Source organism: Klebsiella ornithinolytica (assembly GCF_030505655.1).
GTDB classification, from domain to species: Bacteria; Pseudomonadota; Gammaproteobacteria; order Enterobacterales; family Enterobacteriaceae; genus Klebsiella; species Klebsiella ornithinolytica.
Genome location: NZ_CP130153.1, coordinates 2,965,930 through 2,992,523, shown reverse-complemented (window position 1 = coordinate 2,992,523; position 26,594 = coordinate 2,965,930). Strand labels below are relative to the sequence as shown.

Annotated in this window: 24 protein-coding genes; 8 read left to right on the top strand and 16 right to left on the bottom strand. The window is 57.9% G+C overall.

Features of this window, described 5'->3' with window-relative positions:
- Window positions 1-28: 28 nt before the first annotated feature.
- The gene (gene ydcK / locus Q1L34_RS14360) at window positions 29-1,009 is read right to left on the bottom strand and encodes a YdcK family protein (RefSeq protein ID WP_088884001.1); all 981 of its coding nucleotides are present in this window, start codon (window positions 1,007-1,009) and stop codon (window positions 29-31) included.
- A gap of 126 nt (window positions 1,010-1,135) precedes the next feature.
- Here ydcK and tehA point away from each other — a divergent pair, with 126 nt between their 5' ends.
- Together tehA and tehB are read left to right on the top strand one after the other, a co-directional pair.
- Window positions 1,136-2,140 (top strand): dicarboxylate transporter/tellurite-resistance protein TehA, encoded by a 1,005-nt coding sequence (tehA, locus tag Q1L34_RS14355; protein WP_319795181.1) that lies wholly within the window; start codon window positions 1,136-1,138, stop codon window positions 2,138-2,140.
- On the top strand, window positions 2,137-2,733 hold the full coding sequence (gene tehB, locus Q1L34_RS14350) for a tellurite resistance methyltransferase TehB (protein ID WP_004861472.1): 597 nt from the start codon (window positions 2,137-2,139) through the stop codon (window positions 2,731-2,733). The genes tehA and tehB overlap by 4 nt, the downstream gene beginning before the upstream one ends.
- Here the strand turns inward: tehB and pepT are convergent.
- Window positions 2,730-3,959: a peptidase T gene (gene pepT / locus Q1L34_RS14345; protein ID WP_004861474.1), complete on the bottom strand. Its 1,230-nt coding sequence runs from the start codon at window positions 3,957-3,959 to the stop codon at window positions 2,730-2,732. The genes tehB and pepT overlap by 4 nt on opposite strands.
- Before the next feature lie 115 nt (window positions 3,960-4,074).
- Here pepT and Q1L34_RS14340 point away from each other — a divergent pair, with 115 nt between their 5' ends.
- Window positions 4,075-5,667: an ABC transporter substrate-binding protein gene (locus Q1L34_RS14340; RefSeq protein WP_015584430.1), complete on the top strand. Its 1,593-nt coding sequence runs from the start codon at window positions 4,075-4,077 to the stop codon at window positions 5,665-5,667.
- A 134-nt stretch (window positions 5,668-5,801) separates the two neighbouring features.
- Entirely contained in the window at window positions 5,802-6,470 is a 669-nt protein-coding gene (locus tag Q1L34_RS14335) for a DUF3313 domain-containing protein (RefSeq protein ID WP_065906457.1), read from the top strand.
- Window positions 6,471-6,731: 261 nt separating this feature from the next.
- Here the strand turns inward: Q1L34_RS14335 and Q1L34_RS14330 are convergent, their stop codons facing one another.
- A complete protein-coding gene (locus Q1L34_RS14330) occupies window positions 6,732-7,628 on the bottom strand; it encodes a DMT family transporter (protein ID WP_065906459.1) in 897 nt (298 codons plus the stop codon).
- A 183-nt stretch (window positions 7,629-7,811) separates the two neighbouring features.
- Between Q1L34_RS14330 and Q1L34_RS14325 the strand changes: the two genes are divergently transcribed.
- On the top strand, window positions 7,812-8,678 hold the full coding sequence (locus Q1L34_RS14325) for an AraC family transcriptional regulator (protein WP_015584429.1): 867 nt from the start codon (window positions 7,812-7,814) through the stop codon (window positions 8,676-8,678).
- On the opposite strand, the gene Q1L34_RS14320 is transcribed toward Q1L34_RS14325, so the two are convergent.
- Complete coding sequence (locus tag Q1L34_RS14320; RefSeq protein WP_004861489.1) at window positions 8,658-9,824, bottom strand: benzoate/H(+) symporter BenE family transporter; 1,167 nt, start codon at window positions 9,822-9,824, stop codon at window positions 8,658-8,660. The two genes, Q1L34_RS14325 and Q1L34_RS14320, sit on opposite strands and share 21 nt — an antisense overlap.
- A gap of 189 nt (window positions 9,825-10,013) precedes the next feature.
- On the opposite strand from Q1L34_RS14320, the gene Q1L34_RS14315 reads away from it, so the two are divergent.
- The gene (locus Q1L34_RS14315; RefSeq protein WP_004861492.1) at window positions 10,014-10,562 is read left to right on the top strand and encodes a helix-turn-helix domain-containing protein; all 549 of its coding nucleotides are present in this window, start codon (window positions 10,014-10,016) and stop codon (window positions 10,560-10,562) included.
- Between the two features lie 232 nt (window positions 10,563-10,794).
- On the top strand, window positions 10,795-12,759 hold the full coding sequence (locus Q1L34_RS14310; protein WP_327204120.1) for a peptidase U32 family protein: 1,965 nt from the start codon (window positions 10,795-10,797) through the stop codon (window positions 12,757-12,759).
- Window positions 12,760-12,772: 13 nt separating this feature from the next.
- On the opposite strand, the gene Q1L34_RS14305 is transcribed toward Q1L34_RS14310, so the two are convergent.
- The 12 genes from Q1L34_RS14305 to Q1L34_RS14250 form a co-directional block, all read right to left on the bottom strand.
- Entirely contained in the window at window positions 12,773-13,006 is a 234-nt protein-coding gene (locus Q1L34_RS14305; RefSeq protein ID WP_004861498.1) for a DUF2554 family protein, read from the bottom strand.
- Window positions 13,007-13,161: 155 nt separating this feature from the next.
- On the bottom strand, window positions 13,162-13,440 hold the full coding sequence (locus tag Q1L34_RS14300) for a hypothetical protein (protein ID WP_064357100.1): 279 nt from the start codon (window positions 13,438-13,440) through the stop codon (window positions 13,162-13,164).
- Between the two features lie 101 nt (window positions 13,441-13,541).
- A complete protein-coding gene (locus Q1L34_RS14295) occupies window positions 13,542-13,667 on the bottom strand; it encodes a DUF2474 domain-containing protein (RefSeq protein ID WP_004861503.1) in 126 nt (41 codons plus the stop codon).
- Window positions 13,667-14,677, bottom strand: a complete 1,011-nt coding sequence (gene cydB, locus Q1L34_RS14290; protein WP_004861507.1) for a cytochrome d ubiquinol oxidase subunit II — start codon at window positions 14,675-14,677, stop codon at window positions 13,667-13,669. The genes Q1L34_RS14295 and cydB overlap by 1 nt, the downstream gene beginning before the upstream one ends.
- Window positions 14,677-16,074 carry a cytochrome ubiquinol oxidase subunit I gene (locus Q1L34_RS14285; RefSeq protein ID WP_015584425.1) on the bottom strand — a complete coding sequence of 466 codons (1,398 nt, stop codon included), beginning with the start codon at window positions 16,072-16,074 and terminating at the stop codon, window positions 14,677-14,679. Before Q1L34_RS14285 ends, cydB begins: the two co-directional genes overlap by 1 nt.
- 245 nt (window positions 16,075-16,319) lie before the next feature.
- Window positions 16,320-17,486, bottom strand: coding sequence for an iron-containing alcohol dehydrogenase (locus Q1L34_RS14280; RefSeq protein WP_048024297.1), 1,167 nt, complete (start codon window positions 17,484-17,486; stop codon window positions 16,320-16,322).
- 9 nt (window positions 17,487-17,495) lie between these two features.
- Complete coding sequence (locus tag Q1L34_RS14275; protein ID WP_064357098.1) at window positions 17,496-17,810, bottom strand: putative quinol monooxygenase; 315 nt, start codon at window positions 17,808-17,810, stop codon at window positions 17,496-17,498.
- Window positions 17,811-17,823: 13 nt separating this feature from the next.
- Window positions 17,824-18,402 carry a glycerol-3-phosphate responsive antiterminator gene (locus tag Q1L34_RS14270; protein WP_065906462.1) on the bottom strand — a complete coding sequence of 193 codons (579 nt, stop codon included), beginning with the start codon at window positions 18,400-18,402 and terminating at the stop codon, window positions 17,824-17,826.
- Window positions 18,399-19,961: an FAD-binding oxidoreductase gene (locus tag Q1L34_RS14265; protein ID WP_327204119.1), complete on the bottom strand. Its 1,563-nt coding sequence runs from the start codon at window positions 19,959-19,961 to the stop codon at window positions 18,399-18,401. The genes Q1L34_RS14270 and Q1L34_RS14265 overlap by 4 nt, the downstream gene beginning before the upstream one ends.
- Window positions 19,958-21,637, bottom strand: coding sequence for a glycerol-3-phosphate dehydrogenase/oxidase (locus tag Q1L34_RS14260; RefSeq protein WP_004861523.1), 1,680 nt, complete (start codon window positions 21,635-21,637; stop codon window positions 19,958-19,960). Before Q1L34_RS14260 ends, Q1L34_RS14265 begins: the two co-directional genes overlap by 4 nt.
- An 8-nt stretch (window positions 21,638-21,645) precedes the next feature.
- Window positions 21,646-23,175 carry an FGGY family carbohydrate kinase gene (locus Q1L34_RS14255; RefSeq protein WP_032717388.1) on the bottom strand — a complete coding sequence of 510 codons (1,530 nt, stop codon included), beginning with the start codon at window positions 23,173-23,175 and terminating at the stop codon, window positions 21,646-21,648.
- Window positions 23,172-24,647, bottom strand: coding sequence for an MFS transporter (locus Q1L34_RS14250; protein WP_123629103.1), 1,476 nt, complete (start codon window positions 24,645-24,647; stop codon window positions 23,172-23,174). The genes Q1L34_RS14255 and Q1L34_RS14250 overlap by 4 nt, the downstream gene beginning before the upstream one ends.
- Before the next feature lie 330 nt (window positions 24,648-24,977).
- On the opposite strand from Q1L34_RS14250, the gene Q1L34_RS14245 reads away from it, so the two are divergent.
- Window positions 24,978-26,390, top strand: coding sequence for an aminotransferase-like domain-containing protein (locus tag Q1L34_RS14245; RefSeq protein ID WP_044346620.1), 1,413 nt, complete (start codon window positions 24,978-24,980; stop codon window positions 26,388-26,390).
- Window positions 26,391-26,594 lie beyond the last annotated feature (204 nt).

The following is a 26,594-nucleotide window of genomic DNA, read 5'->3' as shown; positions in this document are numbered from 1 at the left end:
GGCGTCGTGCCTGAGCCGGAATACCGCGCTACAGCGATCCCAGCAGCGGCGTGCGGGTAATCTGCTGCGCGCCGTTGATCACTTTGCGGCCGCGCAGATGAATCGCATCGCCGTTCAGCGCCTCAATCCGCGCGTTGTCGGTAATTTCAACCCGATGCTCGATCACCACATCGCCACTGATGTGGGCGTGGCCTTGCACCAGCACGTCGTCATCCAGCAGGATCGGGCCGCCGCATAGCCGGGCGTGGCCGCCCACCATTACCCGATGTTTAAGCACGCAGTTGCCCTCAACCACGGCGTTTTCTGCCACCTGCGAACTGTAGCGTAGCGTCGGTATCGCATCCTCAGCGCGTCCGGCAATCAGCCGCGCATGGTCGTAGACTCTGGCGTTATCGCAGACCCAGACATCGTTTTCTTCGTTGCCTTCCAGCCGGGCATAGTCAAATATCTCCGCCCGATGCTCAACAAAGGCGTGGTCCACGAAGGCATCACCGTAAATCTGCGCCTGATGAACGATGCGTGAGGCGCTGACCGTCGCCCGCTGGTAGATTTGCAAAAATTTGTCGCGGTCGGCGGTCAATCCCTGGGCGGCGATAATCAGGCAGTGGGGGAGAATGCGCGCCCGGTCGGCGAGGCGGCAGAAGCCGCGAACGCGGGAATCCTGAAGCGTGACATTGTCACAAATGAGGGCGTGATGGCTGATGGTACCGCTGTCGATCCATGCATCATCGCGGATGATCGCGAAGTGGCTGACGATGCAGGTCCCCGTCAGCCGCGCATTGCCTTCGATCCGCGCACCGGCAAACACCGCGCTGTTGGGGTCGTAAATCCAGCAGGTGCCCGCCTGACTCAGCGCCGACTCATCGTCCAGCCAGCCGCCTTCGCTGCCGGCCGGCACATCGGCGAAATCACGCAGGGCCACAATTTGCCGCAGATTTACGCTATGTTTAATCCCGTCCTCTTCATAGTGAAACAGGCGAACCTTGTCGCTCAGACGATATTTGTTCATCAGGACTTCTCTTATCAAGGCTTTATTTTACTTTTGGTTAACATAAACATAGCAAAAATCTCCGTAGCGTGTTTTATAAGGTTCTTTTAAAATGCAACTTAAAGATAAATTGAAAAAATAAATAAAATGAATAAAAACCCGCTTGAACGGCAGGTTCTGAATTTACCTGCGGGCTATTTTGGTATGGTGCTGGGCACGATAGGCATGGGGTTCGCGTGGCGCTATGCCAGCACCCTCTGGCCGGTGAGTCGGGCTATCGGCGATGGTCTGGTGGCGCTGGCGGCGATGATTTGGGCGCTGCTGACGATAGCGTTTATCTCCCGGGCCATTCGCTTTCCGTGGAGCGTGCTGCAGGAGATGCGCCATCCGGTTGCCAGCAGTTTTGTCAGCCTGTTTCCCGCCACCACGATGCTGGTGGCTATCGGCTTCGTGCCGTGGTTTCGTCCGCTCTCGCTGCTGCTGTTCGGCATTGGCGTGGTACTCCAGCTGAGCTATTCCGCCTGGCAGAGCGCCGGATTGTGGCGCGGAAAACATCCGAGCGACGCTACCACGCCGGGACTCTATTTACCAACCGTGGCGAACAATTTCATCAGCGCGATGGCCTGCGGGGCGCTCGGCTTTAACGACGCCGGGCTGGTGTTTCTCGGCGCCGGGATCTTCTCATGGCTGAGCCTGGAGCCGGTGATTCTGCAACGATTACGCAGCCACGGCGAACTGCCCGCGGCTATGCGGACCTCGCTGGGTATCCAGCTGGCGCCAGCGCTGGTAGCGTGCAGCGCCTGGCTCAGCGTCAACGGCGCAGAGGCGGATACCTTTGCCAAACTGCTGTTTGGCTACGGCCTTTTACAGCTGCTGTTTATGTTACGTCTGATGCCGTGGTACCTGCGGCAGCCGTTCAATGTGTCCTTCTGGAGCTTTTCGTTTGGGATTTCCGCATTGGCCAGCACCGGATTGCATCTCGGACACAGCCAGCCGAACGGCTTCTTCCATTACTTATCGATCCCGTTGTTTATCTTTACCAATCTGATTATTGGACTGTTGTTGCTGCGCACGTTTCTGCTGTTGCTGCGGGGGAAATTGCTGATTCGCGTCGACCGGGCCACATTATTAAACAATAAGGACTTATCATGACTATCCGTGACGAAAACTACTTTACTGATAAATACGGGCTGACCCGTACCCACTCGGAAGTGGTCTATGCCGCGACCCAGGTGCCGCCGGGAAAAGCGCTGGATCTGGGGTGTGGCAACGGACGCAATAGCCTCTATCTGGCGGCAAACGGCTTTGATGTGACGGCGTGGGACAAAAACCCGATGAGCATCAATAATCTGGAGAGTATTCGTGCGCAGGAAGAACTGACCAATCTCCAGGCGGCGGTCAAGGATCTGAATAGCTTAAGCTTCGACGGTGAATATGACTTTATTCTCTCCACCGTAGTACTGATGTTCCTTGAAGCGAAAACTATTCCGGGGCTTATCGCCAACATGCAGCGTTGCACCAGACCGGGCGGCTACAACCTGATCGTTGCGGCAATGGACACCGACGATTATCCCTGCACCGTTGGCTTCCCGTTTGCCTTTAAACCTGAGGAACTGCGACGCTACTACGCCGGCTGGTCGTTCCTCAGGTACAACGAAGAGGTGGGCGAGCTGCACCGCACCGATGCCAACGGCAATCGTATCAAACTGCGTTTTGCCACCATGCTGGCGCAAAAACCGGCTTAACGGGCCGCCAGCAGGCAGAGCTGGAACGCGGTGTGGTACGACGCTTCAAAGGCGCGCAGCGGCAAAAACTCAAATTTCGAGTGGAAGTTGTGCGCGCCGGTGAAGAAGTTGGGCGTTAACAGGCCTTTTGCCGAGAGCGCCGCACCATCGGTACCGCCGCGCATCGGCGTAGGCTTTGGCGTTACGCCAATGCTCTCCATGGCTTCGAACATCAGGTCAATAGCCCGGCGATCGTCGCCAATGGCATTGCTGATGTTGCTGTAGGTGTCGCCGATCGAAAATTCGACGCTGGCCGTCGGGTATTGTGCGGCAATTTTTTCAGCGACGTCGCCAATCTGCTGTTTACGGCGTAAAAAGCTCTCGCTGTCGAAATCGCGAATGCTGGCCTGCAGCAGGGTGCTGTTTTGATCGCCCTGAATGCCATTAAACCAGACATAACCTTCGCGTCCGGCGGTGTGTTCCGGGGTCTGCAGCCGGTCGAAATGGCTGATGTAATCGGCGGCCATCAACAGCGGGTTGACCAGCACGCCTTTGGCGGACATCGGATGGGCGGTCACGCCGGTGAAACGAATCTCCGCCGCCGCGGCATTAAAGTTCTCATACACGATCTCGCCCAGCTCGCAGCAGTCGATAGTCCAGGCAAAATCGACGGCAAAACGGCTGAGGTCCAGCGCTTTTGCCCCCCGCAGGCCCACCTCTTCATCGGGGACAAAGGCCACCACGATATCGCCGTGGCGATGTTCCGGCGTCAGGTTTTCCAGCACCGTCATCACCACCGTGACCGCCGATTTGTTGTCGGCGCCGAGCACGCTGGTGCCATCGCTGAAAATAATCTCTTCGTCCGGGTAGGCGAGAATCTCCGGGTGCTCGGCAACCCGCAGCCAGATCTGCTTTTCACTATTCAGGCACAGATCATCGCCGGTAAAACGCAAAATTTGTGGATGAATGTCCGGGGACAGGCCGACGTCCACGGTGTCGATATGGGTGATAAAGCCAATCCGCGGCGCGCCCGGGACATTCCCTCTTTTTACCGCGGTGACGGTGGCATGGTCATCAATCACGATATCGTCCAGCCCAAGGCGGCTTAACTCGTCGGCAAGTTCGCGGGCCATCTCATGTTGTCCCGGCGTGGTTGGCAGCGTGGTGGCGCGCGGATCGCTTTGGCTGCTGATGGCAAGGTAGCGGAAGAAACGCTGGGTCAATTGACTGGCGAGTGGAGATGACATAGTGATTCCTTCTTTATTTATTTTTTCAGGTGTTTGCAATCTGGCTTTAGTGTTATGTATGGGCAGGAAAACAACAAGCTATTCATTAGCTGACAAATTAAAAAAGGAAAACGTTATGCAACGCAAACTCACCACGCTTGCTCTGACAATAACGGCACTCACGTTCGGTTCCGCCGTGAGCGCAAAAACGCTGGTTTACTGCTCCGAAGGATCGCCGGAGAATTTCAATCCTCAGCTCTACACCTCAGGCACCAGCGTGGACGCCAGCGCGGTACCTGTTTATAACCGGCTGGTTGATTTTAAGGTGGGCACCACCGAATTGCAGCCGAGTCTCGCGGAAAGCTGGGAGGTGAGCGATGACGGAAAAGTGTATACCTTCCATTTACGCAAAGGGGTGAAGTTTCAAAGTAATAAATATTTCACCCCCACCCGCGACTTTAATGCCGATGATGTGATTTTCTCCTTCATGCGGCAAAAAGATCCGCAGCATCCTTATCACAACGTCTCCGGCGGCAGCTACTCTAACTTTGAAAGCCTGGAGTTTGGCCAGTTAATTACCGCTATTGATAAGCCTGATGAGTATACGGTGCGCTTTACTTTGGCCCGCGCCGAAGCGCCGTTTGTGGCAGACCTGGCGTGGTATTTCGCCTCTGTTTTATCGGCGGAATATGCGGATGCGATGCTGAAGGCCGGTACCCCGCAGCGCGTCGATTCCGATCCGCTTGGCACCGGTCCCTTTAAGCTGGCGCAGTATCAGAAAGATTCGCGTATTCTTTATACCGCCTTCCCGGACTACTGGCAGGGGAAAGCAAAAATCGACCGTCTGGTTTTTAGCATTACCCCGGATGCTTCGGTGCGCTATGCCAAACTGGAAAAGAATGAATGCCAGGTGATGCCATTCCCTAATCCGGCCGATTTACCGAGGATGAAGGAAAATAAAAACATTCAATTACTGAATAAGGCCGGATTGAACACCGGGTTTCTTGCTTTTAATACGCAAAAACCCCCGCTGGACAATGTCAAAGTACGTCAGGCCCTGGCGATGGCGATTAATAAACCGGCGATTATTGAAGCGGTGTTCCACGGTACCGGTACGCAGGCGAAAAACCTGCTGCCGCCGGGCGTCTGGAGCGCGGACGCGGAGCTGAAAGATTATGACTTTGACCCGCAAAAAGCCAAAGCGCTGCTGCAGGAGGCGGGCATTAGCGGTCCGCTAACGATCGATCTGTGGGCGATGCCGGTGCAGCGTCCTTATAACCCTAACGCCAAACGGATGGCCGAGATGATTCAGGCCGACTGGGCCAAAATCGGCGTGCAGACTAAAATCACCACCTATGAATGGGGTGAATATCTGAAGCGGGTAAAAGATGGCGAACATCAGGCGGCGCTGATGGGCTGGACCACGGCGACCGGCGATCCCGACAACTTCTTCGGGCCGCTATTTACCTGTCAGTCGGCCAACGGCGGTTCGAACTCGGCGAAATGGTGCTATCAGCCGTTTGATAAAATTATTGCCGAGGCAAAATCGATTACCGATCGTCCAAAACGCGAAGCGCTGTATAAACAGGCGCAGCAGATGATGCATGACCAAATGCCGGCGGTGATGATTGCCCACTCGACTATTTTTGAACCGGTGCGTAAAGACGTTTCTGACTATGAAATTGATCCTTTTGGCAAGCATATTTTCTATCAGGTCGATATAAAATAAACAGCAAATGTAAATCCGCCCGTCGTGGCGGATTTATTTTCTCAAAGGTTTGACGTTCCCTTTTTTTGTCACAAAACTTATCCTGGTATTTTGCTATAAATCGCGCCGACAACTGCATTTACAGGGATTCACTCATGCGTACTCATTTCATTTTTAAAGTGGCAGCACTTGCTGGTATGTTGGCTCTTACGGGCTGCGCCTCAAAAATTGCCGCGCCGGAAAAATATTCTGGTTTCTTAAAAGACTATTCAAACTTAAAAGAAACGACGTCAGCGTCTGGTAAAGCAGAACTGCGCTGGATCTCTGCGGATTACAATCCGCAAAACTACGACAGTATTGTCTATAACCCGATCACCTATTATCCGGTGCCTAAACCGTCTACTCAGGTCGGGGAAAAGGCGCTGCGCGATATTCTTAATTACACCAACCAGCAGATGAAACAGGCGATTGCCGAGCGTAAACCGCTGGTGGCGAAACCCGGACCGCGCAGTCTGATTTTCCGCGGCGCCATCACCGGCGTGGATTCCAGCAAAGAAGGCCTGCAGTTCTATGAAGTGGTTCCGGTCGCCATGGTGGTGGCAGGTACAGAGATGGCAACCGGGCATCGTACAATGGATACCAACCTCTACTTCGAAGGTGAACTGATTGACCCGGCGACCAACAAACCGGTGGTCAAAGTCGTGCGCAAAGGCGAGGGGAAATCACTGGCTAACGAAAATACGCCGATGACCATTGATACTCTGAAGCAGGTGATTGATGACATGGCGATCGATGCCGTGAAATTTGACCCGACGCAGAAATAAGCCCGCAACAACGAAAGACGCCCTTCAGGAGGGCGTCTCAGATTGCCGACACATTAAATTGCCCGACGGCGCGGCGCTTGTACGGGCCTACAGCGGCCTACAGCGGTTGTGCAAACCTTAGAAGTGACGGGTTTTGTCGGCCGGGTCAGGCGCAGCCGCCACGGCCACCCGGCATAATGTGGGCACGATGTTCAAAACGGGCCTGTCATCAATCTCAGGCGCCCTTCGGGAGGGCACCTTTTTTATGCCGACAGGCAGAGATTAAGCCAGTCTGCGGCGCAGGAACCACTGCTCGGGACGGGCAAACATCACCAGGTTCCCCACCAGAATCAGCGCCAGCCCGATAACCGCGTTACTGTGCCAGACGTAGCCTTCGTAAAAGGTCGAAATCGTCAGGGCCACCAGCGGGAACAGCAGGGTACTGTAGGCGGCTTTGCCGGCGCCAATCCGGCCAACCAGCGTAAAGTAAGCGCCGAACGCAATCACCGATCCGAACAGCGCCAGGTACAGCAGCGCCCCCATATAGCTCAGCGTCCACTGGGGGGGGAAATCATCGCCGCGCACCAGAGCGATAGCCCCCATCACCAGAGTGCCGTAGAGCATCGCCCAGCTGTTGGTGGTCAGGGTTTCCAGCCCACGGCGCTGGTGGCGCATACTGAGCATGTTGCCGAGAGAAAAACCGTAGGTTCCCAGCGCGCTGAGACCAATTCCCCACAGCAAGGATGCGTTGAGCCCGTTACTGAGCAGATCGTCCCAGAACAGCGTGATAATCCCCACAAGGCCGAGCGCGGCGGCTAGCCAGAAACGCGCGGGCGGCTGCTGGCGGAAGAAAATAAACCCGTTGATGGCGTTAAACAGGACCGCCATGGAAAAAATAACCGATTCAAGACCGGTGTTGATGTGTGCGGCGGCGGTATAAAAGCACCAGAAGTTGAAACAGAAGACGCAGCAGCCCTGTAGTACACAGAACAGATGATCGCGCAGCGCCAGCGGGCGCAGACGACGGGTTGCCAGCAGAATCGCCAGCATCGTGACGCTGGCTACCGCAAACCGCCAGAAAATGGAGACCGGCGCGGAGACCGGCCCCTGTTGTAAAAAGATGGCAATCCATGTCGTTCCCCAGATAACGACCACCAGCCCGTACAGTATTGCGTTCAAAATATTTCTCCCATAAACACTCCAGGGAGGCAGTGTGGCGGTTTTTGCGCGCCGCCGCTGTCATCCTTGCGGGTTGGACTTGCAAATTCTTGCGCTTATTTTTATCGAATGGCTGGAGAGATCTGGTATCCGCTGCCGACTCTTCATAGACTAGAGGTTTACGAAATCAGATGTGTGAAGGCCATGGCTTACGGGACGTTCGAAACATTACGCCGACAAAAAGCCGTCCTGCGGGAGACGGTGGAGCTTAACTCCGGTATTCAACTGGCGGCGTGGTATAACAATCGCGATACGGTTACGGTGCGCAGCGACCATCATACGCTGAGCCTGTACGTTGCCGATGGTTACGAAAGTTATCAGAAAACGCCGCAGGGCTGGAAAAACGGCGGCGGCCCGGATCGTTTTTGCCTGATGCCAAAAGGAGCCGAGAGCACCTGGGATATTCGCGGCGACCTCTCGTTCGTGCATCTGTACTGTACCGATGACCATTTGCGTCGGGTTGGCGAGCAGATCTGGGACCGCAGCCCGGCGTCGTTCAGTCTGCAGGAACAGACCTTTTCCCGGGATGATAAAATTACCGCCGTCTATCGCCAGTTTCTTCTCGATTACGACTGGCAGCAGCAGGCCAACCAGCTGACCTTAAGCTCCGCCAGCACGCTGCTGCTGACCCATCTTATTCAGCACTATTCGAACGTTCAGTGGCGGTTGCCCACGGTCTCCGGCGGCCTGGCGCCGCACGTCCTGCGTAATCTGCTGGCGTGGGTTGAGGAGAATCTGGATCAGCCGCTGACGCTGGCCGATCTGGCGCAGGAGGCGGCGCTCAGCGAATATCACTTCGCGCGGATGTTCCGGCAGTCAATGAACATGGCGCCGCACCAGTATGTGATGCAGCGGCGGATGGTTAAGGCGCAGGAGCTCATCTGCCGCAGCGCCCGGCCGTTGACCGATATCGCGATGGCCTGCGGTTTCAGCTCCGCCAGCCATTTCAGTAACCGGGTGAAAAGCGCCACCGGTCTGACGCCGTCGCAGTTACGTGCGGCGCAGCGCTGACAGCAGGGCGAAACTCGCGCCGCCGAGCGCCAGCCCCCAGAAGGCCGAGCCGATCCCCGCCAAAGTCACGCCGCTGGCGGTGACCAGAAACGTCACCCCCGCCGCATCGCGTTCATTCTCCTGATTCAGCGCCTGAAACAGACTCCCGCCAAGCGTCCCGAGCAGCGCCAGCCCGGCCAGCATCTGAATCCACGCCGTCGGCAGGGCAGACATCAACGAGGTAATCGAACCGCCGAACAGGCCGGCCAGCAGATAAAAACCGCCCGCGGCGGCGGCGGCCAGCCAGCGTCGCTGCGGATCGGGATGGGCCTCCGGACTTTGGCAGATGGCGGCGGTAATGGCGGCAATACAGATGGAGTAGACGCCAAAAGGCGACAGGATCAGCGCCAGGCCGGCGGTGGCGACAATCAGCGGCGACACGGGTACCCGATAGCCGGAAGCCTGCATCGTGGCGAAACCGGGGGCGTTTTGCGAAGCCATGGTGACCAGGAAGAACGGCACCCCGACGCTGAGGAGCAGCGAAGGGGTAAACTGCGGCGCGGTATATTCCGGGGCGACAAAAGCGAGGCTGATGTGGCTCCCGGTGACGTCGCCGGAGAACACGGCGATAACGCCGCCGACCAGCAGCGCCGCGACCACCGCAAAGCGCGGGTACAGCGCTTTACACAGCAGCCAGGCTGCCAGCATGCCGCCACACAGCAGAAGATGGTCTTCAAGGGTGGCGAAGGCCTGCAGACCGAAGCGCAGTAAAATCCCTGCCAGCATGGCGGCGGCGAGCGAGTGGGGGATAATTTTCATCAGCCGGGCAAAAAGGCCGGTCAGCCCGCATAGCACCATCAGGCCATTCGCAAAGATAAACACGCCGACCGCCTGGTTCAACGTCACCCCCTGTAATCCGCTGACCAGTAGCGCCGCGCCGGGGGTTGACCAGGCGGTGAGGATCGGCACTTTGCGCCATAGCGTGAGGGCCAGCGTACTGACCCCCATCCCGAGGCCGAGGGCCGTCATCCAGCCAGCGATCTGACTCGCGCTGGCCCCTGCGCTGGCGGCGGCCTGCCAGATAATGGCGGCCGAGCTGGCGTAGCCCACCAGGACGGCGATAAACCCGGCGAGTAGCGTCGGCAGCGGGAGTGAGAACGAGCGCATAGTGACCTCTTGTGCGTTATAACATCCGGCAAAATGTAGCATTGTGCGCTATAACGCACAATGATCTTTTCCCTCCTTTCATGCCGTCGTCATCGCCGTCGCGGACGCGCCAGGCGCGTTTCCCGACGAAACTTCCTGTAGAATCATACCAATGCGCGTATAATTTCTGCTGAGCATACAGGAGGTGGAATGAATATTGCGCAACATCTGGCGACGACCCTGAAAACGCTGCGTCAACAGCGGGGCTGGAGTCTGTCGCGACTGGCGGAAGAGACCGGGGTGTCAAAAGCGATGCTCGGGCAGGTTGAGCGAAATGAATCCAGCCCGACGGTAGCGACCTTGTGGAAAATCGCCACCGGTCTGAACGTGCCGTTCTCGGCGTTTATCGTGGCCGATGAATCGACGGCGCCGACCGCCTTTGACCCGCAGCAGCAGGCGATGGTGGTGACACCCCTTTTCCCGTGGGACCCGGAGCTGCGTTTTGACCACTTCTCGATTACGCTCGCCCCCGGGGCGCTGAGCGAATCCACGCCGCACGAGAAAGGGGTAATTGAACATGTGGTGGTGATCGGCGGCGTGCTGGATTTGTGTCTGCAGGGGGAGTGGCAGACGCTAACGAGCGGAGAAGGGCGGCGGTTTGCCGGCGATCTGGCGCATGCTTATCGTAACAGCGGCGCGCAAACGGCCCATTTTCACTCGCTGATTCATTATCCCAAAGAAAAAGCCGCGGGTATTTAACCTGCGGCCAATCAAATGATTAATGTAACCACTCACAACGTGACGAGGAAAATCCGGAATACGTGATGACTGTAACCGTAGACGTTTTTCGAAGGAAATACCTTTTCCTTCAATGCTTTGCTGGAAACTGAAAATTCACCTTTTCCGCGTGATGGAAAATGATTTCGTCTCTGCCCACTTCTGACTACAATAGCCGCCATTTCGACCCCCTATAACGGATAACGACGAGCGTATGCGCCTGCACAACCATCATCTTGAACTTCTTAGCCCCGCCCGCGATGTCGGGATCGCCCGTGAAGCGATTTTACACGGCGCAGACGCGGTTTATATCGGCGGACCGGGTTTCGGCGCACGCCACAACGCCAGCAACAGCCTCAGCGATATTGCCGGGCTGGTGCCTTTCGCCCATCGCTACGGCGCGAAAATCTTTGTGACGCTGAATACGATCCTGCACGATGATGAGCTGGAACCGGCGCAGCGACTGATTACCGACCTGTATGAAACCGGCGTTGATGCGCTGATCGTGCAGGATATGGGGGTGATGGAGCTGGATATTCCGCCTATTGAACTCCACGCCAGCACCCAGTGTGACATCCGCAGCGTCGAGAAGGCAAAATTCCTCTCCGACGTCGGTTTCAGCCAAATCGTGCTGGCGCGCGAGCTGAACCTGCAGCAGATTAAAGCGATTTACGACAACACCGACGCGACAATCGAGTTCTTTATTCACGGCGCTCTGTGCGTGGCCTATTCCGGGCAGTGCAATATCTCCCATGCCCAGACCGGGCGCAGCGCCAACCGCGGCGACTGCTCCCAGGCGTGCCGTTTACCGTATACCCTGAAAGATGATCAGGGTCGCGTGGTAGCCTATGAGAAACACCTCCTGTCGATGAAAGACAACGATCAGACCGCCAACCTGGCCCAGTTGATCGATGCCGGCGTGCGCTCCTTCAAAATTGAAGGGCGCTACAAAGATATGAGCTACGTGAAAAACATTACCGCGCACTATCGTCAGATGCTCGACGCGATTATTGAAGATCGCGGCGATCTGATGCGTTCGTCCGCCGGACGCACCGAACACTTTTTCGTTCCCTCCACCGACAAAACCTTCCATCGCGGCAGTACAGACTACTTTGTTAATACGCGCAAAGGTGACATCGGCGCATTTGATTCGCCGAAATTTATCGGCCTGCCGGTGGGTGAAGTGCTGAAAGTGGCGAAAGACCACCTCGATGTTGAAGTGAGCGAAGCGCTGACCAACGGCGATGGCCTCAACGTGATGATTAAGCGCGAAATCGTCGGTTTCCGCGCCAACACGGTGGAAAAAACCGGCGAAAATCGCTATCGCGTCTGGCCGAACGAGATGCCGGCAGATCTGCATAAAGTCCGGCCGCGCCAGGTGCTGAACCGTAACCTCGACCATAACTGGCAGCAGGCTTTGCAAAAAACCTCCAGCGAGCGGCGAATTGCGGTGGATATCGACCTCAGCGGCTGGCAGGAGCAGCTGGTGCTGACGATGACCTGCGAAGATGGCGTCAGCGTCACCCACACCCTGGACGGCGAGTTTGCCGAAGCGACCCAGGCGGAGAAAGCGCTGGCGAACCTGCGGGACGGCGTGGCGAAGCTGGGGCAGACGATCTATTTTGCCCGCGATGTGCAGATCAATCTCCCCGGCGCGCTGTTTGTGCCGAATAGCCTGCTGAACCAGCTGCGTCGGGAAACGGTAGAACGACTGGACGATGCGCGGGTGAAAGCCGCGCCGCGCGGCCAGCGCAAAGCGGTTTCCGTCCCGCCGCCGGTTTACCCGGAAACCCATCTGTCGTTCCTTGCCAACGTCTATAACCATAAGGCGCGTGCGTTTTACCAGCGCTATGGCGTGAAGCTGATCGATGCGGCCTATGAAGCGCATCAAGAGAAGGGCGACGTGCCGGTGATGATCACGAAACACTGTCTGCGTTTTGCCTTCAATTTATGCCCGAAGCAGGCCAAGGGATCGATTAAGAGCTGGAAAGCGACGCCAATGCAGCTCATTCACGGGGATGAAGTGCTGACGCTGAAATTCGACTGCCGTCCGTGCGAAATGCACGTTATCGGCAAAATGAAAAATCATATTTTGAAAATGCCGCTTCCGGGGAGCGTGGTTGCTTCGGTCAGCCCGGATGAGCTGTTGAAAACCCTGCCGAAGCGTAAAGGCGTCTGATCGACGGCAGACGCTACTGGCGGAAGTGCATTTTCGGTTTGCGCGCATTCTGCCAGTGGTGACGTTCGCGCAGATCGGCGGCGGCCTCGTCCCGCTGGCTGCGCAGTTCATCACTGTCGGCCTCGTGCAGCAGCTGCTGTTCGAGGCTTTGTACCGGGAAGTATTCATGTCCTTGTTTGCGGGCCAGCAGATGGCCGGAAAATAACGCACACATCAGCACGAATGCCGAAACGCATCTCCTGAGCATATCGATTTCCAGTGACAGACGAGTGGGGCTACTATGCTCTGAATTTCTTGAGCTTTATTATTGGGTTATCAAAGAAGAGCAAAGTCTGCGTCAGCCTTTCCTGACGAAAGGCGAAAAAAAGCCCGGCGCGATACACGCGTCGGGCCGAAGAGTGATTATTTTTTCGGCGGCAACGGATTGCCGTTGTGCTGGCCGTCTTTCGACGGCTGTTTGTTGCCCTGTGCGGACGACTTGCCTTTCGGCGGCTGTTTGCCATTATGCGATGCGCCCTGTGCTGGCCGTTTACCGCTGTGCTGCTGCCGGTTCTTATCGTGGCCGTTATGCTGCTGGCCTGCGACCGCTTTCCCCGGAGGCGGCGGGGGATTATCGGCGGCAAACGCCAGGGAAGAGAGCGCAAACGACATCGCCGCGGATAACAAGACACTCTTTTTCATTACTACATCCTATATTTTTTTATGTGCCTTGAGATTTCAGCAAATAAAAATGGAGAGACAATGGAGTTCTTGCTAATCAGCGTAATCCGCAGCGCCGGGGATTAAACTTTCAGCCCGGCCGCGGTCATTAAAAAACGAAAGAGCATACTGACTGCCCCCAGCGCCAGCACGCTGGTGCCCCACAGCGCGACCATCCATAATAGTTGCTTCAGTCGTGACTGATTCATCAATGATACCCCTCGCCATGTTGGACTTTGCCGCGAAACACGTAATAGCTCCAGAAGGTATAGCCGAGGATCACCGGAAGAATCAGCAGGGCGCCTACCAGCATGAAACCCTGGCTCTGCGGCGGCGCGGCGGCCTGCCACAGCGTAATGCCCGGCGGGATAATATGCGGCCAGATACTGATCCCCAGACCGCTGAAGCCGAGAAACACCAGCCCCAGCGTCAGAATAAAGGGCAGCGCATGGCGATCAGGGTTGCGCAGATCCCGCCACAGCCAGGCGCCGAGCGCCACAACCAGCAGGGGAACCGGCAGCAGGAAAAAGAGGTTCGGCAGCGTGAACCAACGGGCGGCAATGGCCGGCTGCGCCAGCGGTGTCCACAGGCTAATGACGGCGATGGCGATCAGCAGCGCCAGTAGCAGCGTTCGCGAGGTATGGCGCATTTTGTCCTGCAGCGGATTTTCGCTTTTCATGACCAGCCAGGTGGCGCCCAGCAGCGCATAGGCAATGGTCAATCCCAGACCGCAGAACAGGGTGAACGGCGTCAGCCAGTCGAGCATTCCGCCGCTGAACGCGCGACCGCTTACCGAAAAGCCATTGATGACCGCCCCGACAACCACGCCCTGAGAAAAGGTGGCCAGCAGCGAGCCGCCGAGAAATGCGCGATCCCAGAACGGACGGTGTGACGGCGTTGCCTGGAAGCGAAACTCAAACGCCACGCCGCGAAAAATCAGGCCGATTAGCATTAACGTCAGCGGGATCGCCAGCGCATCGATAATCACCGCGTAGGCGAGGGGAAACGCGCCGAACAGCCCGGCGCCGCCAAGCACCAGCCAGGTTTCGTTGCCGTCCCAGACCGGCGCTACGCTGTTCACCATGACGTCGCGGTCTTCAGCATCGCGGGTGGCCGAGAACAAAATGCCGATCCCTAAATCGAAGCCATCCATCACGATGTACATCAGGGTGGCGAAGACGATAATGACGAACCAGATAACTGAGAGATCGATCCCCATTAGCGGGACTCCTTATGCTGAAAACCTTCCGTTGCCGCGGAGAGCGGGCGGGCCGGGGTACCGGAGAGCGGTGGATTGAAGGTCTGCGGGCCTTTGCGGATCAGGCGCAGCATATAGCTGTAGCCGACGCCAAATACCGAGCTATAGACGACGAAAAAGGTCAGCAGACTGAGAGTCATATGCAGGTCGCCATGGGCGGAGACGGCATCAGCAGTGCGCTGTACGCCATACACCACCCAGGGCTGACGGCCGACTTCGGTGGTGACCCAGCCTGCGAGAATGGCAATCAGCCCGGAAGGGCCCATCCACAGGGCAAAGCGCAGGAAGGGCTTCGACTGATACAGACGCTGGCGGTAGCGCAGCCACAGCGCCAGCGCCCCAAGCAGGATCATCAGCATGCCGAGTCCGGCCATCAGGCGAAATGACCAGAAGACAATGGTCGAGTTGGGGCGGTCTTGCGGCGCGAACTCTTTCAGGGCGGGCACCTGTTTGTCCAGACTATGCGTCAGGATCAGGCTACCGAGTGCCGGGATTTCAAGTCCGTAGCGGGTGCGCTCCTGCGCCATATCCGGCCAGCCGAACAGCAGCAGGGGCGTCGGTTCCCCCGGCCGGTTTTCCCAGTGTCCCTCGATGGCGGCAATTTTTGCCGGCTGATGTTTCAGGGTGTTCAGGCCGTGCATATCGCCAATCATCGCCTGGATGGGGGCAACGATAAGCGTCATCCACAGTGCCATTGAAAACATGGCGCGAATCGCCGGCGTGTTGTGACCGCGCAGCAGATGCCACGCTGCCGAGGCCCCGACGAACAGCGCGCTGCTGAGAAAAGCCGCCACCGTCATATGAAGCAGACGATACGGGAACGACGGGTTGAAGATAACCGCGAACCAGTCGACGGGAACCACCTGGCCGTTAACGATTTCGAACCCCTGCGGCGTCTGCATCCAGCTGTTGGAGGCGAGGATCCAGAAGGTCGAGATGATGGTCCCCAGCGCGACCATACAGGTGGCGAAAAAGTGCATGCCGGGACCGACGCGGTTCCAGCCAAAGAGCATGACCCCAAGGAACCCCGCCTCAAGGAAGAAGGCGGTCAGGACTTCATAAGTCAGCAGCGGGCCGGTAATACTGCCGGCAAACTCGGAAAAACCGCTCCAGTTGGTGCCGAACTGGTATGCCATCACCAGACCGGAGACGACGCCCATGCCGAAGTTAACGGCGAAAATCTTTGACCAGAAGTGGTAAAGCGAGCGCCAGACAGGATTTTTTGTCTTCAGCCACAACCCTTCCAGTACCGCCAGATAGCTGGCCAGGCCGATGGTAATGGCAGGAAAGATAATGTGAAATGAGACGGTAAAGGCGAATTGAATTCGCGCCAGGTGGAATGCATCAAGACCGAACATGCAGAACTCCGCAAGAAAATTGATTCAGCGCAATTCTAGGCGGCGAGAGTTTCGGGTTGCAGAGGCAGAAAGGCTATTTTTTGTGATAACAGTTGCCTGACTGTTATGGCTTTTATCGCGGGAGCCAGCCTGTCGACGCGATGATGATGATCCCCGAGCGGCTTGTTGCTGCGGTCGGTCGGCCCGCAGGCAGGAGATAAAAGCGCGCCGCGTTACGCATGGGCAAATCCGCGGCGCAAAAAGCCTTAAAAGGCCTGTTGATAAAGCCGCAGCGCATCCTCCTCGTTGAGCGTCACCGGGTTATTCACCAACAGCCGGGTTTGCTGCATGGCATCCCGGGCGAGCAGCGGCAGTTGAGCTTGATCTACCCCGACATCTCGCAAGCGCTGCGGTGCGCCGCTGGCAACGATAAGACGGGTCATTTCGGCGATGAATGCCGCGCTATCCCGTTGCACATCACCGCAGGTCTGCAGCCCGATAGCCGCCGCAAGTTCTGCATACAGCGCCCCCGCCACGGGGGCATTGAAATGCAAAACGGGGATCAGCATCAGGGCGTTTGAGAGACCGTGGGGCACGTGATAGCGCCCGCCGAGTGGGTAAGCGAGCGCATGAACGGCCGCCACCGGCGCGTTGGCAAAGGCCTGACCGGCCAGCATCGCCCCGAGCAGCACTCCCTCGCGCGCCTCGCGATCTTGCCCGTGGCGACAGGCGTTGAGCAAATGACGAGTCATCAACCGCAGCGCTTCGCGGGCCAGCGCATCCGATAGCGGATTTTTTTGATGGGCGCTGGTGTAGGCTTCGATAGCATGGACCATGGCGTCAATTGCGGCAGCCGCGGTATGCACCGGAGGCAAACCGAGCGTCAGGTGGGCATCCAGCAGCACCACATCGCAATACAGCTGCGGGGCCACCACGCCCATTTTGCTGTTTTCACCGGTGGTGAGAATCGCGATGTTGGTTACTTCGGAGCCGGTTCCGGCGGTCGTCGGGATTTGCATCAGCGGCAGACGCGTCCCTTCGACCTTATCCATGCCGTACATCGCGTCGAGCGGCTGCTGCGACGGCGCGAGCACGGCGGCCATTTTCGCCACATCCAGCGAGGAGCCGCCGCCGATCCCAATGACCATATCGCAGCGTGCCTCACGGGCCTGTTCCGCCGCGCGCACGGCCAAATCGGCGGGCGGGTCGGCGACGACCCGGTCGAATCGGGTTAGCGTATAGCCGCTGCGGCACAAGGCGTCTTCCACCGGTGCCAGCACGCCGGCGCTCACCAGCCCGGGATCGGTGACCAGTAAGATTCGCCGGGCCTGAAAATAGCGCCGGACGATATCGCCCAGCCGCGCCGCGCCTTGCCATTCGACGAGTACGGTCCCGACGGTGGTGAAGGTGAAGGCCTTTCCTGATGGGGGCATACTGACTCCTTATCTGTCGTTGTCCGTCTGCGGAATTAAAAAGCTCTGCACCTCTTTTTTATCCAGCAACGGGGCAATCACTTCGAGGCCCAGGTGCTGAAAATGCGGGGTTGCCCGGTGCGCATCGAGCCCGCCTGCGTGACGATAGCGCTCGAGGATCACAAAGTGGCGACGATCTTCCCGGGACTGAAAGAAGGCATAGGAGAGATTGTCCGTCTCCTGACGGGTGGCTGCGGCGAGGGCGTGCAATGCGGTTGCCACGTTCTCAACCTCATCCGGACGCGTGTAGTAGTGGGCGATGACCTGTAGCTGCTGATTTCCCATAGAGAGCTCCGCGTTATTGCGATGAAATGGGCAGATTCCACAGCGCACTGTCGCTGCTGGAGACTGCCGTCGCGCCGCTGGCAAGCGCCGCGCGGATTTGCGCTTCGTTACTGACAAATCCGGATGCGACAATTGGCGGCAGGCGCTGGCGATCGGCCTGCGGCAGCATGGCCAGCATCGGGGCCGGCATCAGCTGCACATAATCGGGCTCGCTCTGCTCCAGCGCATGCAGACTGCGCAGCCAGGTCGAACGGTCGGTGACAAAGATCTTTTGCATCGTCACCAGCCCGCTTTTTTTGGCCCGCTGCACGGTCTGCAGGCGCGTGGAGAGCAGCCCCATGGCGCCGGTTTCGGCAATATAGTCGATCCCGCCTTTATCCTGCGACAGGCCGTTGCAGCTGTCGATATTGACGATCACATACTTGTCTGCCTTTGCCAGCAGGGTAATCACCGGCTGAAGTTTAATCAGATCGATATTGGCAATAATGCAGACCTGCGCCCGGCTGGTGAGCGCCACTTTTAACTGGTCGATGCCGTAGATCGCCATAATCATCGGGTGGCACGCCAGCTGCGTGCCGAGGTTTTTGATCATTGTTGACCTGCCGGGCGCGAAACGTATTCATCGCTCAACCCCAGTTTCCCCGGATTGAGAATACGGTGTGGATCGAGTGCGGCTTTGATCTCCGCCATCACCTTCAGGGTTTCACCTAAGGCGGCCTGCATATAAGGCGAACGTAATAAACCTACTCCATGATGATGGCTGAGAGACGTGTTGTGGCGAATCAGCACCGCGTTTGCCGCATCCCAGGCAGCGCGATACCAGGCCGCTCGCTCCTTAACGGCGACATCTCCGCGCAGCGAAAAGTAGAGACAGGCGCCATCGACGTAGGCGTGAGACTGATGGGCGGAGCCGGCGAGGGTACCCGGGACGGCGTTAATGGCGGCGACGACCTCCTCATAGATAGCGGCCAGATCGCGCCAGCGGCCAACCATCTCCAGGGTATCGGCCACCAGGCCCGGACTGCGGGCAAAGCCTTCGGCGCTCTTCCCGGTGAGATAGCGGGTATCCAGCCAACGCTCAAATATCGGATCGCTCTCCAGCGGCTGTCCCTGGCATTGCTCACAGACGCGCGCCGAGATGGCCAACACCGCGTCCACCAGCTCCTTTTCACCCTCATCGGCAATCAACAGAACGTTGGTCTCCGGTAAGGAGAACTGCACGCCGCTTTCGAGATTATCGTACAGCCGCAGGGCGGCGGGGGTTGCGCCATGCTGGAGGATCTGTCGGCAGGCTTCGAGGCCGTCGGCAAAGCTGGCGAAACCCCAGGCGATGGCGCGACCATACTCCGGCAGGCGATGCAGTTTCAGGCGTACGCGCACAATGACGCCCAGCGTACCTTCAGAGCCGATAAACAGCTGCTGAATGTCCGGTCCGGTGGCGCTGCGCGGCGCACCGCCGACGGTAATTAAGCGCCCGTCAGCCAGCACCACATCCATGCCGTATACCATATCCTCAATTTTCCCGTAGCGGGTCGACAGTTGACCGGCGCCGCGACAGGCGACCCAGCCGCCCACCGTGCTGATGCCAAACGAAGAGGGCCAGTGGCCCATCGTCATGCCGTACTCCTGCTGAATGGTTTGCTCGAAGATATCGCCAAACATCCCGGCTTCTACCTCTACAATCTGGCTGTCCGGGTCAAAGCTCAGCAGCTGGTTGAGATCACAAACGTCGAGCACAATGCCGCCGCGTACCGGCAACGCGGCGCCGGTGACGTTGCTGCGTCCGGCGGAAACCGTTAGCGGCAGATGGTAGCGTTGGGCGATGCTGACCACCTCCTGAACCTGTTCGACGCGGGAGACGCGGACGATAACCGCAATGGGGGTTGCCGGGTTGCCATCGGTCTCGGCGATCATCGAGCCGGCCCACCAGTCGCGGGTCCAGCTCACGACATCATGACGGGCGGTGAGCACCTCATTGGCTACGCTGCGCAGCTGGTTTACTACGCTGTCACTCACAGTGACAGGGTCACGTTGCATGCCGTCCCCGCAGCCCTCGGCCTGGCTTTGTGCGGCCCAACCCGGTGGCGTGTGGACGCCGACAAGATAATTACCGCGGTTATAACCACGTTTAATCGCTTCTTTACTGATCATTCTGCGCTCCCCATAAGGATGGATTTTTCATGTTTAACGGCGGCCCGGTAGGCGGCAATTTGCTGCGCAACGACTGCCGGGGCCAGGTTGAGTTCCTGCTGTAAGAGTTCGCCGACGCGGTCGGCGGCGGTCGCCGAGGCATCCCGCGCCATCAGCCGGGCGCGTAAACGACGTGACAAAATATCGTCGACGCTGCCGGCCAGCTCATGACGAATGGCGTAAATCACTTCGGCTTCGGTGTAGGGCAGACCGGCAATAATCGGCGTCTCTAACGCCGGGTTGGCGTGGATGAGGTCGCTGACAAAATGGGCTTCGGCGCCATAACGCTCGCCGAGGTGGGCGGAGAGCCCGCCGGAAGCGAGAATTGCCTGCGGATCGTAGCCGGCGGCGCCAAGTAAAAAGGCGCTTTTGGTGGAACAGGCGCGTTTGCGCCCCAGCAGTTTCGCGGCCACATCGACGGTCTGTTCCGCCATATGCCGGGATGTGGTCAGTTTGCCGCCGACAATCGTAATCAGGCCATCCGGCGCGACATCAATTTCGTGATTGCGTTTCAGCTCCACGGTTTTTCCGCCGGGGCTGCCTATCAGCGGGCGGCAGCCGGCAATACTGCCGACCACATCCTGCGCGGTGAGCTGGGTTTTGAGCGCGGAATTGGCTCCATCCAGCAGAAAATCCAGCTCTTCCCGGGTGCAGCACACATCGTCCAGATCACCGTGATAATCTTCATCGGTGGTGCCCAGATAGGAGACATTGCCCCAGCGGGTAATCGTCGCGCGGCGTTTGCGCCCGGCGACGGGGATGGTAACCGTGCAGTCATTGCGAATTTTGAGCCACGGAATTGCGACATGGACGCCTTTTGCCGGGCGGATTTGTAGCGCCGACGGGGCGCCTTTTTTCTGCCCATTCCAGTCGCGCAGCCACACGCCGGTGGCCATGATCACCACCCGGGCTTTGACCGCGATCTCGCGATCGTCGGCCCGGACCCGCGCGCCGTTCACTTTGCCATGACCATCGCGAGTCGTGTCGATCGCCTGGGCATGGTTCACCACCGCCGCCCCGTGAAATGCGGCGGTACGTACCAGGGCCAGCGTCAGCCGGGCGTCATCGACTCTGGCGTCAAAGTACATAAAGCCGCCGGAAAGCTGCTCTTCATTCAGCGTCGGACAGTGGGAGAGCACCTCCGCCGGCGTGAGTTTCTGGTGCAGAATGCCTTCTCGCCAGCCGCCGGCCAGATCGTAAGTCCACAGCAGGCTCTCAAAGGCGGAGGCCATGCGTTTGTCGAAAATGCCGTTTTTATCCAGCACCGGAAACATAAACGGCAGGCGCTGTACCAGATGGCGGGCATTGCGGCGCAGACGCTGACGCTCAAGCAGCGAGTGGCGCACCAGCCCTAAATTCCCCTGTTCGATATAGCGCAGGCCGCCGTGGACCATTTTTGATGATTTGGACGAGGTGCCGGAGGCAAAGTCGTTCTTTTCCACCAGCGCTACGCGGTAGCCGCGCAGGCTGGCGTCCAGCGCGGTGTAGGCACCGGTGACGCCGCCGCCGACAATCAAAATATCAAAGGTATCGCTGGCCAGCCGGTCCAGCTGTTCTTCGCGCTGCAGGCGCAGCGGGGCAGTGTCGAACATTTCGCTGCGCGCTTTGTTGGCTTTACGGGACGGAAAAAACTTCATCAACGCCTTTACTCCTGATTGTGGGATGAGGTGGCGGCCGTGGCCAGCTCCTGGGTGATGCGGCTCTCCCAGAGGGTTCGCTGCTGCCGACGGCATTCACTATCGATGGATGGCATAAATCGACGGGCGACCTGCACGGTCTGACAGGCCTCGTGTAATGAGTCCCACAGCAGACCGCCGGATCCGGCGAGAAACGCGGCTCCTCGCAGGCTGGCGCGCGCCGTTTCGGCCATTCTGAGAACCGGAATGCCGCTCAGGTCGGCCTGGATTTGCATCAGGATGTCGCTGTTGGACATTCCGCCGCCCACCACCAGCTCACTGACGCTGAGGCCGGTGGCCTGTTCGTTGGCGCGAATGCAGGCGGCTACCGAATGGGCGATGCCTTCGAGAATCGCCCGGGCTATCTGCGCGCGGGTGGTGGAGATGGAAATCCCGTTTAGCGAGGCGCGGGCCTGCGGTTGCAGCACCGGAACGCGAAGCCCGGTTAGCGCCGGAATAAAGCTTACGCCGCCAGCGCTGGCGGTTTGCGCTGCCAGGTCGCTGATCTGCTCCGGCGTGTCGAACCAGCCCAGATTTTCACACACCCAGTTAAGGGCGGATCCGCTGGTGGGGACGAAGGTTTCGACGGAATAGTGGGCTTTACCGTGCTGGCGCCTGGCGGTCATCACCAGCGTGCTTTCACCGGCCTCGTGCAGTGTCGGGAGCCGGTCGCCAACCAGCAGATCGACAAAACTGCCGGTGCCGTGCATACACAAGGATTGACCGCGGGCGATGCAGCCCAGCCCGACGGCGCCGGCAAACTGATCGCCCATGCAGGCCAGTACCGGCACGGCGATGCCGAGCACCGATTTTCGCGAGGTGCCGAGCATCTCACCATCATCGACCAGGGTCGGTAACAGTCCGCTCGGGAAAGCCAGTTCCGCCAGCCACGGGGCGTAGTAACGGTGATCCCGCAGCTGATAGGCACCGGCCGAGGTGGCATTGGTCGGCGTGGACAGGCAGCGCCGCTCCTCGGTGAGATGCCAGAGCAGCCAGCTATCGATGGTCCCAAACATCAGGCGTCCGGCCCGGTGCGCCGCTGCGATCGCCGGGGTATCGGCAATATGGCGGGCGGCCCACAGGTAAGGGGAGCGAATCCCCACCGGACGACCGGTGTGATTCAGCAGCGGTCGGTCCCATTCGCCGGCTTTATCCGCCAGTGTCCGGGCGTAGCGAGCATCCTGCCAGACCATCGCCGGCACCAGCGCCTGGCCGCTCTGGCGATCCCAGAGTACGGCGGTGGATCGCTGGGTGGCGATAGCCAGTGCCTGAATGTGCATGTTGCGGCTTTGCGCTTCGGCGATGGTCTTGCGACATACCGCCAGCGTCATAGTCAGAATCTCGTTGGCATCTTGTTCCACCACGCCGTGACGGGGGCTGACGACCCGAAGCGGGTGATATTCCAGACAGTGAACCTGTCCGTCCTGGCCGACGACCGCCGCGCGGGTGCCGGAGGTACCTTCATCAATGGACAGAATAACGTTTTGTGGTGAATTCATTTTGTGCCTCGGCCGGTTTCCTGCGCGACAGGCTGCAGGGGGGAACGGGAGAGTGGGGTAAATTGCGGCGCGCCAGGTTCGTTATCCGGCTGGATCGCAGTGCGCGTCGGATCCCAGGAGATAACGAAGCAGACGATGCTGGCGAAAAGCGGGACGGCCGACATGATCAAAAAGGTCGACTGTAATCCGTACATTTCACGAAAGATGGGGAAGACAAACAAACCGATGGCGGCGCCAATCGCCCCCAACGCACCGACGATGCCGTTGGCGCCGGCGCGTAATTCGCTGCGAAAGGAGAGAGAAGAGAGACTCTTACCGTTGGCGCCTGGACCGCCGGAATGAAACAGGATAAACAGAGCCGGTACCATCAGCGACGCCCACAGCGGCATGCGGTCGCTGAACAAACCGAGAGTGAGCAGCACCAGAAAAGCGATGGCGAAGCCGATAGCGGAGGAGCGGCGCAGACCGAGACGACGACCGATCGACGGTGACAGAAAACCGCCGACAATGCCGAATATGTTAAAAAATAGTGAGCCAAGCGTTGCGTAGACAAAGCTTTTACCGAACAGACTGGCGCTGATGACCGGGAGATACCAGCCCACGCCGAAATATTGAATCGACTGACAGATCTGCACTGTTGATGCCAGAATTGTCCGCGGTAAATAGACGCCGCGAAAAATAAGCACAACGTTTTTAATCCCTTTTTGCGCCTGGCCAATTATCGGTTTTTGTTCGCTGGCGGGGGCGAGAATAAAACGATCGCCATATATTTTTTGCATCGCTTTGACCGCGTCAGCCAGGCGCGATTTACGCGCTAACCACACCGGACTTTCAACCAGATAACGTATTTGCAGCAGTAAAATAATTATTCCACAGAGCGCCGTTGCGGCCACCGAATAGCGCCAGATAGTATCGCCGACCTGCCATGAATAAAATAACAACGCCAGCACCAGATTTAAGCAGACGGCGACATACCAGACCCCTTGCCAGGTGTTGAGCCGGCTTTTAAAGCGCGCCGGGGTAAACTCCGCGAGCAGCGCCATCGCCACCGCAAAATCCATGCCGTAGGCGATGCCCACAAAGAATCGGCCGGTAAGTATCAAATTGAAATCAGGAGAGAAAGTGACGAGAAGGGCGCCGAGAACGGCGCATATTTTTGCCGCAATCAGCGGCATGACCCGCCCCCAGCGGTCGGCGATCCAGCCGCCGACTGGATTAAAAATAATGGCAATCCATGAAGAAAAAGAGGTCAGCATCGCCACGTCCGTAGCGCTTAGCTGTAAATCCCGGGTCATCGGATTGAGCCCGGCGCTTAATGCTGAATTAGAGAAGGCGTCTAAAAATAATCCACCGAGTGCCAGCCACCAGATAATGCCGGCTTTACCCGCAATATTCGGCTGCGCATCGATAAACTGAATAATATCGTCAATGCCGCGAATATTTTTTTTGCTTGTATTTTTATGAACAGACATAGCGGTCCCCTTTGCAATACTCGAAAGAAGGCCGCTACATACAGGAAAGGCAATGAGAGACCATCTTAATGAATGACAGATAGTCTCTAATCTAAAATCTGTAGGCTGAACTCTAGAGCGCTGAACGGCGGGTGTCAAAGTGCCGGGAAAGCTTTACGCGCAATTTGTGACATGTAACTCATTTGTTAATCATTAGATCTAAAAAAATCGTCCGCGCCGATAGCGTCGGCAGCGGAAGTCGGCGCGGGCTGAGCTATAACAGTTTTTATAAACGGCTATTTTTTCATGGCTGATATACTATAGGCGCAAACCTGAACCGCGAGACTCCTCATGAAAAAGTATCAGCAGCTTGCGCAGCAGTTGACCGAACAGATTGCGCTCGGCGTCTGGCAACCCGGCGATCGGTTGCCTTCGTTACGCGAACAGGTGGTCAGCAGCGGGATGAGTTTTATGACCGTCAGCCACGCCTACCAGCTGCTGGAAAGCCAGGGCCGGATTATTGCCCGCCCGCAGTCCGGCTACTACGTAGCGCCAAAACCGGTCAGACTACGCCAGCCGCCACCGCCTGCGCAGGTGACCCGTGATGAATCGGTCGATATCAACACCTACATTTTTGAGGTGCTGCAGGCCAGCCGCCGGGCTTCGATGCTGCCCTTTGCCTCGGCATTTCCCGACCCGCGGCTGTTTCCGCTCCAGCAGCTTAATCGCTCGTTGGCGCAGGTGAGCAAAACTGCGACCGCCATGAGCGTCATTGAGAATCTGCCGCCGGGCAATGATGAGCTGCGTCACGCGATTGCCCGGCGCTACGCGCTGCAGGGGATGAACATTTCGCCGGATGAAATCGTGATTACCGCCGGTGCCCTGGAGGCGCTGAATCTCAGCCTGCAGGCGGTGACGGAGCCTGGCGACTGGGTGGTGGTGGAAAACCCCTGTTTTTACGGCGCGCTGCAGGCGCTGGAAAGGCTGCGGCTGAAAGCGCTGTCGGTGGCGACGGATGTCAAAGAGGGGATTGATTTAGCCGCGCTGGAGCAGGCGTTGCAGAGTTACCCGGTCAAGGCCTGCTGGCTGATGACCAACGGGCAAAACCCGCTCGGCTTTACCCTGAGTGCGGCGAAAAAGGCGCAGCTGGTGGATCTGCTGGCCCGCTATAACGTGGTGCTGATTGAAGACGATGTCTACAGTGAACTCTATTTTGGTCGTGAAAAGCCGCTGCCTGCCAAATACTGGGACCGCCAGGAGATGACTTTGCACTGCAGCTCGTTTTCAAAATGTCTGGTACCTGGCTTTCGTATCGGCTGGGTGGCCGCCGGTAAACATGCCCGGCGCATTCAGCAGCTGCAATTAATGAGCACGCTCTCCACCAGTTCGCCGATGCAGATGGCGCTGGTCGATTACCTCTCTACCCGGCGCTATGACGCCCATCTCCGCCGCCTGCGCCGCCAGCTTGCCGAGCGCAAACAGCAGGCCTGGCAGGCGCTGCTGCGCCATCTGCCCGCCGAGGTGAAAATCCATCACAGCGACAGCGGCTACTTTTTGTGGCTTGAACTGCCGGAAGGGGCCGATGCCGGTGAGCTGAGCGCCAGGGCATTGCGCGATAATATCAGTATTGCCCCCGGGAAAATGTTCTCTACCACCGCCAGCTGGACCTCTTTTTTCCGCTTTAATACCGCGTGGGGCTGGGGAGAAAGAGAAGAGCAAGGAGTTAAACGACTCGGCGAACTTATTCGCGAGCAGCTGAGCTAAAGAACTGATTTTTTATATACCGCTAAACAGCCGCTGCTGAAATAACTAAATATTATTATCAAACCCGGCCGGCTAATATTTTACCGGCCGTGGTCATAGGAAATACGCATAGCCGTATCCTGCCCCTAACTCCTTGTCTATAATCCATATTGTTGCCAGGTCTTCATCGATTTTTGTGGAATGCGCCCCTTGTCACAACCTGAA

Bases quoted from the DNA above. Each gene is read 5' to 3' on its own strand.
- Q1L34_RS14275 (WP_064357098.1), bottom strand. From the start codon at position 17,810: ATGGGAAATCAGCAGCTACAGGTCATCGCCCACTACTACACGCGTCCG.
- Q1L34_RS14280 (WP_048024297.1), bottom strand. From the start codon at position 17,486: ATGCCCCCATCAGGAAAGGCCTTCACCTTCACCACCGTCGGGACCGTA.
- Q1L34_RS14255 (WP_032717388.1), bottom strand. From the start codon at position 23,175: ATGAATTCACCACAAAACGTTATTCTGTCCATTGATGAAGGTACCTCC.
- Q1L34_RS14260 (WP_004861523.1), bottom strand. From the start codon at position 21,637: ATGAAGTTTTTTCCGTCCCGTAAAGCCAACAAAGCGCGCAGCGAAATG.
- ydcK (WP_088884001.1), bottom strand. From the start codon at position 1,009: ATGAACAAATATCGTCTGAGCGACAAGGTTCGCCTGTTTCACTATGAA.
- Q1L34_RS14340 (WP_015584430.1), top strand. From the start codon at position 4,075: ATGCAACGCAAACTCACCACGCTTGCTCTGACAATAACGGCACTCACG.
- Q1L34_RS14285 (WP_015584425.1), bottom strand. From the start codon at position 16,074: ATGTTCGGTCTTGATGCATTCCACCTGGCGCGAATTCAATTCGCCTTT.
- Q1L34_RS14265 (WP_327204119.1), bottom strand. From the start codon at position 19,961: ATGATCAGTAAAGAAGCGATTAAACGTGGTTATAACCGCGGTAATTAT.
- Q1L34_RS14320 (WP_004861489.1), bottom strand. From the start codon at position 9,824: ATGCGCTCGTTCTCACTCCCGCTGCCGACGCTACTCGCCGGGTTTATC.
- Q1L34_RS14325 (WP_015584429.1), top strand. From the start codon at position 7,812: ATGGCTTACGGGACGTTCGAAACATTACGCCGACAAAAAGCCGTCCTG.
- Q1L34_RS14310 (WP_327204120.1), top strand. From the start codon at position 10,795: ATGCGCCTGCACAACCATCATCTTGAACTTCTTAGCCCCGCCCGCGAT.
- Q1L34_RS14295 (WP_004861503.1), bottom strand. From the start codon at position 13,667: ATGAATCAGTCACGACTGAAGCAACTATTATGGATGGTCGCGCTGTGG.
- Q1L34_RS14305 (WP_004861498.1), bottom strand. From the start codon at position 13,006: ATGCTCAGGAGATGCGTTTCGGCATTCGTGCTGATGTGTGCGTTATTT.
- Q1L34_RS14250 (WP_123629103.1), bottom strand. From the start codon at position 24,647: ATGTCTGTTCATAAAAATACAAGCAAAAAAAATATTCGCGGCATTGAC.
- tehB (WP_004861472.1), top strand. From the start codon at position 2,137: ATGACTATCCGTGACGAAAACTACTTTACTGATAAATACGGGCTGACC.
- Q1L34_RS14270 (WP_065906462.1), bottom strand. From the start codon at position 18,402: ATGATCAAAAACCTCGGCACGCAGCTGGCGTGCCACCCGATGATTATG.
- cydB (WP_004861507.1), bottom strand. From the start codon at position 14,677: ATGGGGATCGATCTCTCAGTTATCTGGTTCGTCATTATCGTCTTCGCC.
- Q1L34_RS14335 (WP_065906457.1), top strand. From the start codon at position 5,802: ATGCGTACTCATTTCATTTTTAAAGTGGCAGCACTTGCTGGTATGTTG.
- pepT (WP_004861474.1), bottom strand. From the start codon at position 3,959: ATGTCATCTCCACTCGCCAGTCAATTGACCCAGCGTTTCTTCCGCTAC.
- Q1L34_RS14245 (WP_044346620.1), top strand. From the start codon at position 24,978: ATGAAAAAGTATCAGCAGCTTGCGCAGCAGTTGACCGAACAGATTGCG.
- Q1L34_RS14315 (WP_004861492.1), top strand. From the start codon at position 10,014: ATGAATATTGCGCAACATCTGGCGACGACCCTGAAAACGCTGCGTCAA.
- Q1L34_RS14300 (WP_064357100.1), bottom strand. From the start codon at position 13,440: ATGAAAAAGAGTGTCTTGTTATCCGCGGCGATGTCGTTTGCGCTCTCT.
- tehA (WP_319795181.1), top strand. From the start codon at position 1,136: ATGAATAAAAACCCGCTTGAACGGCAGGTTCTGAATTTACCTGCGGGC.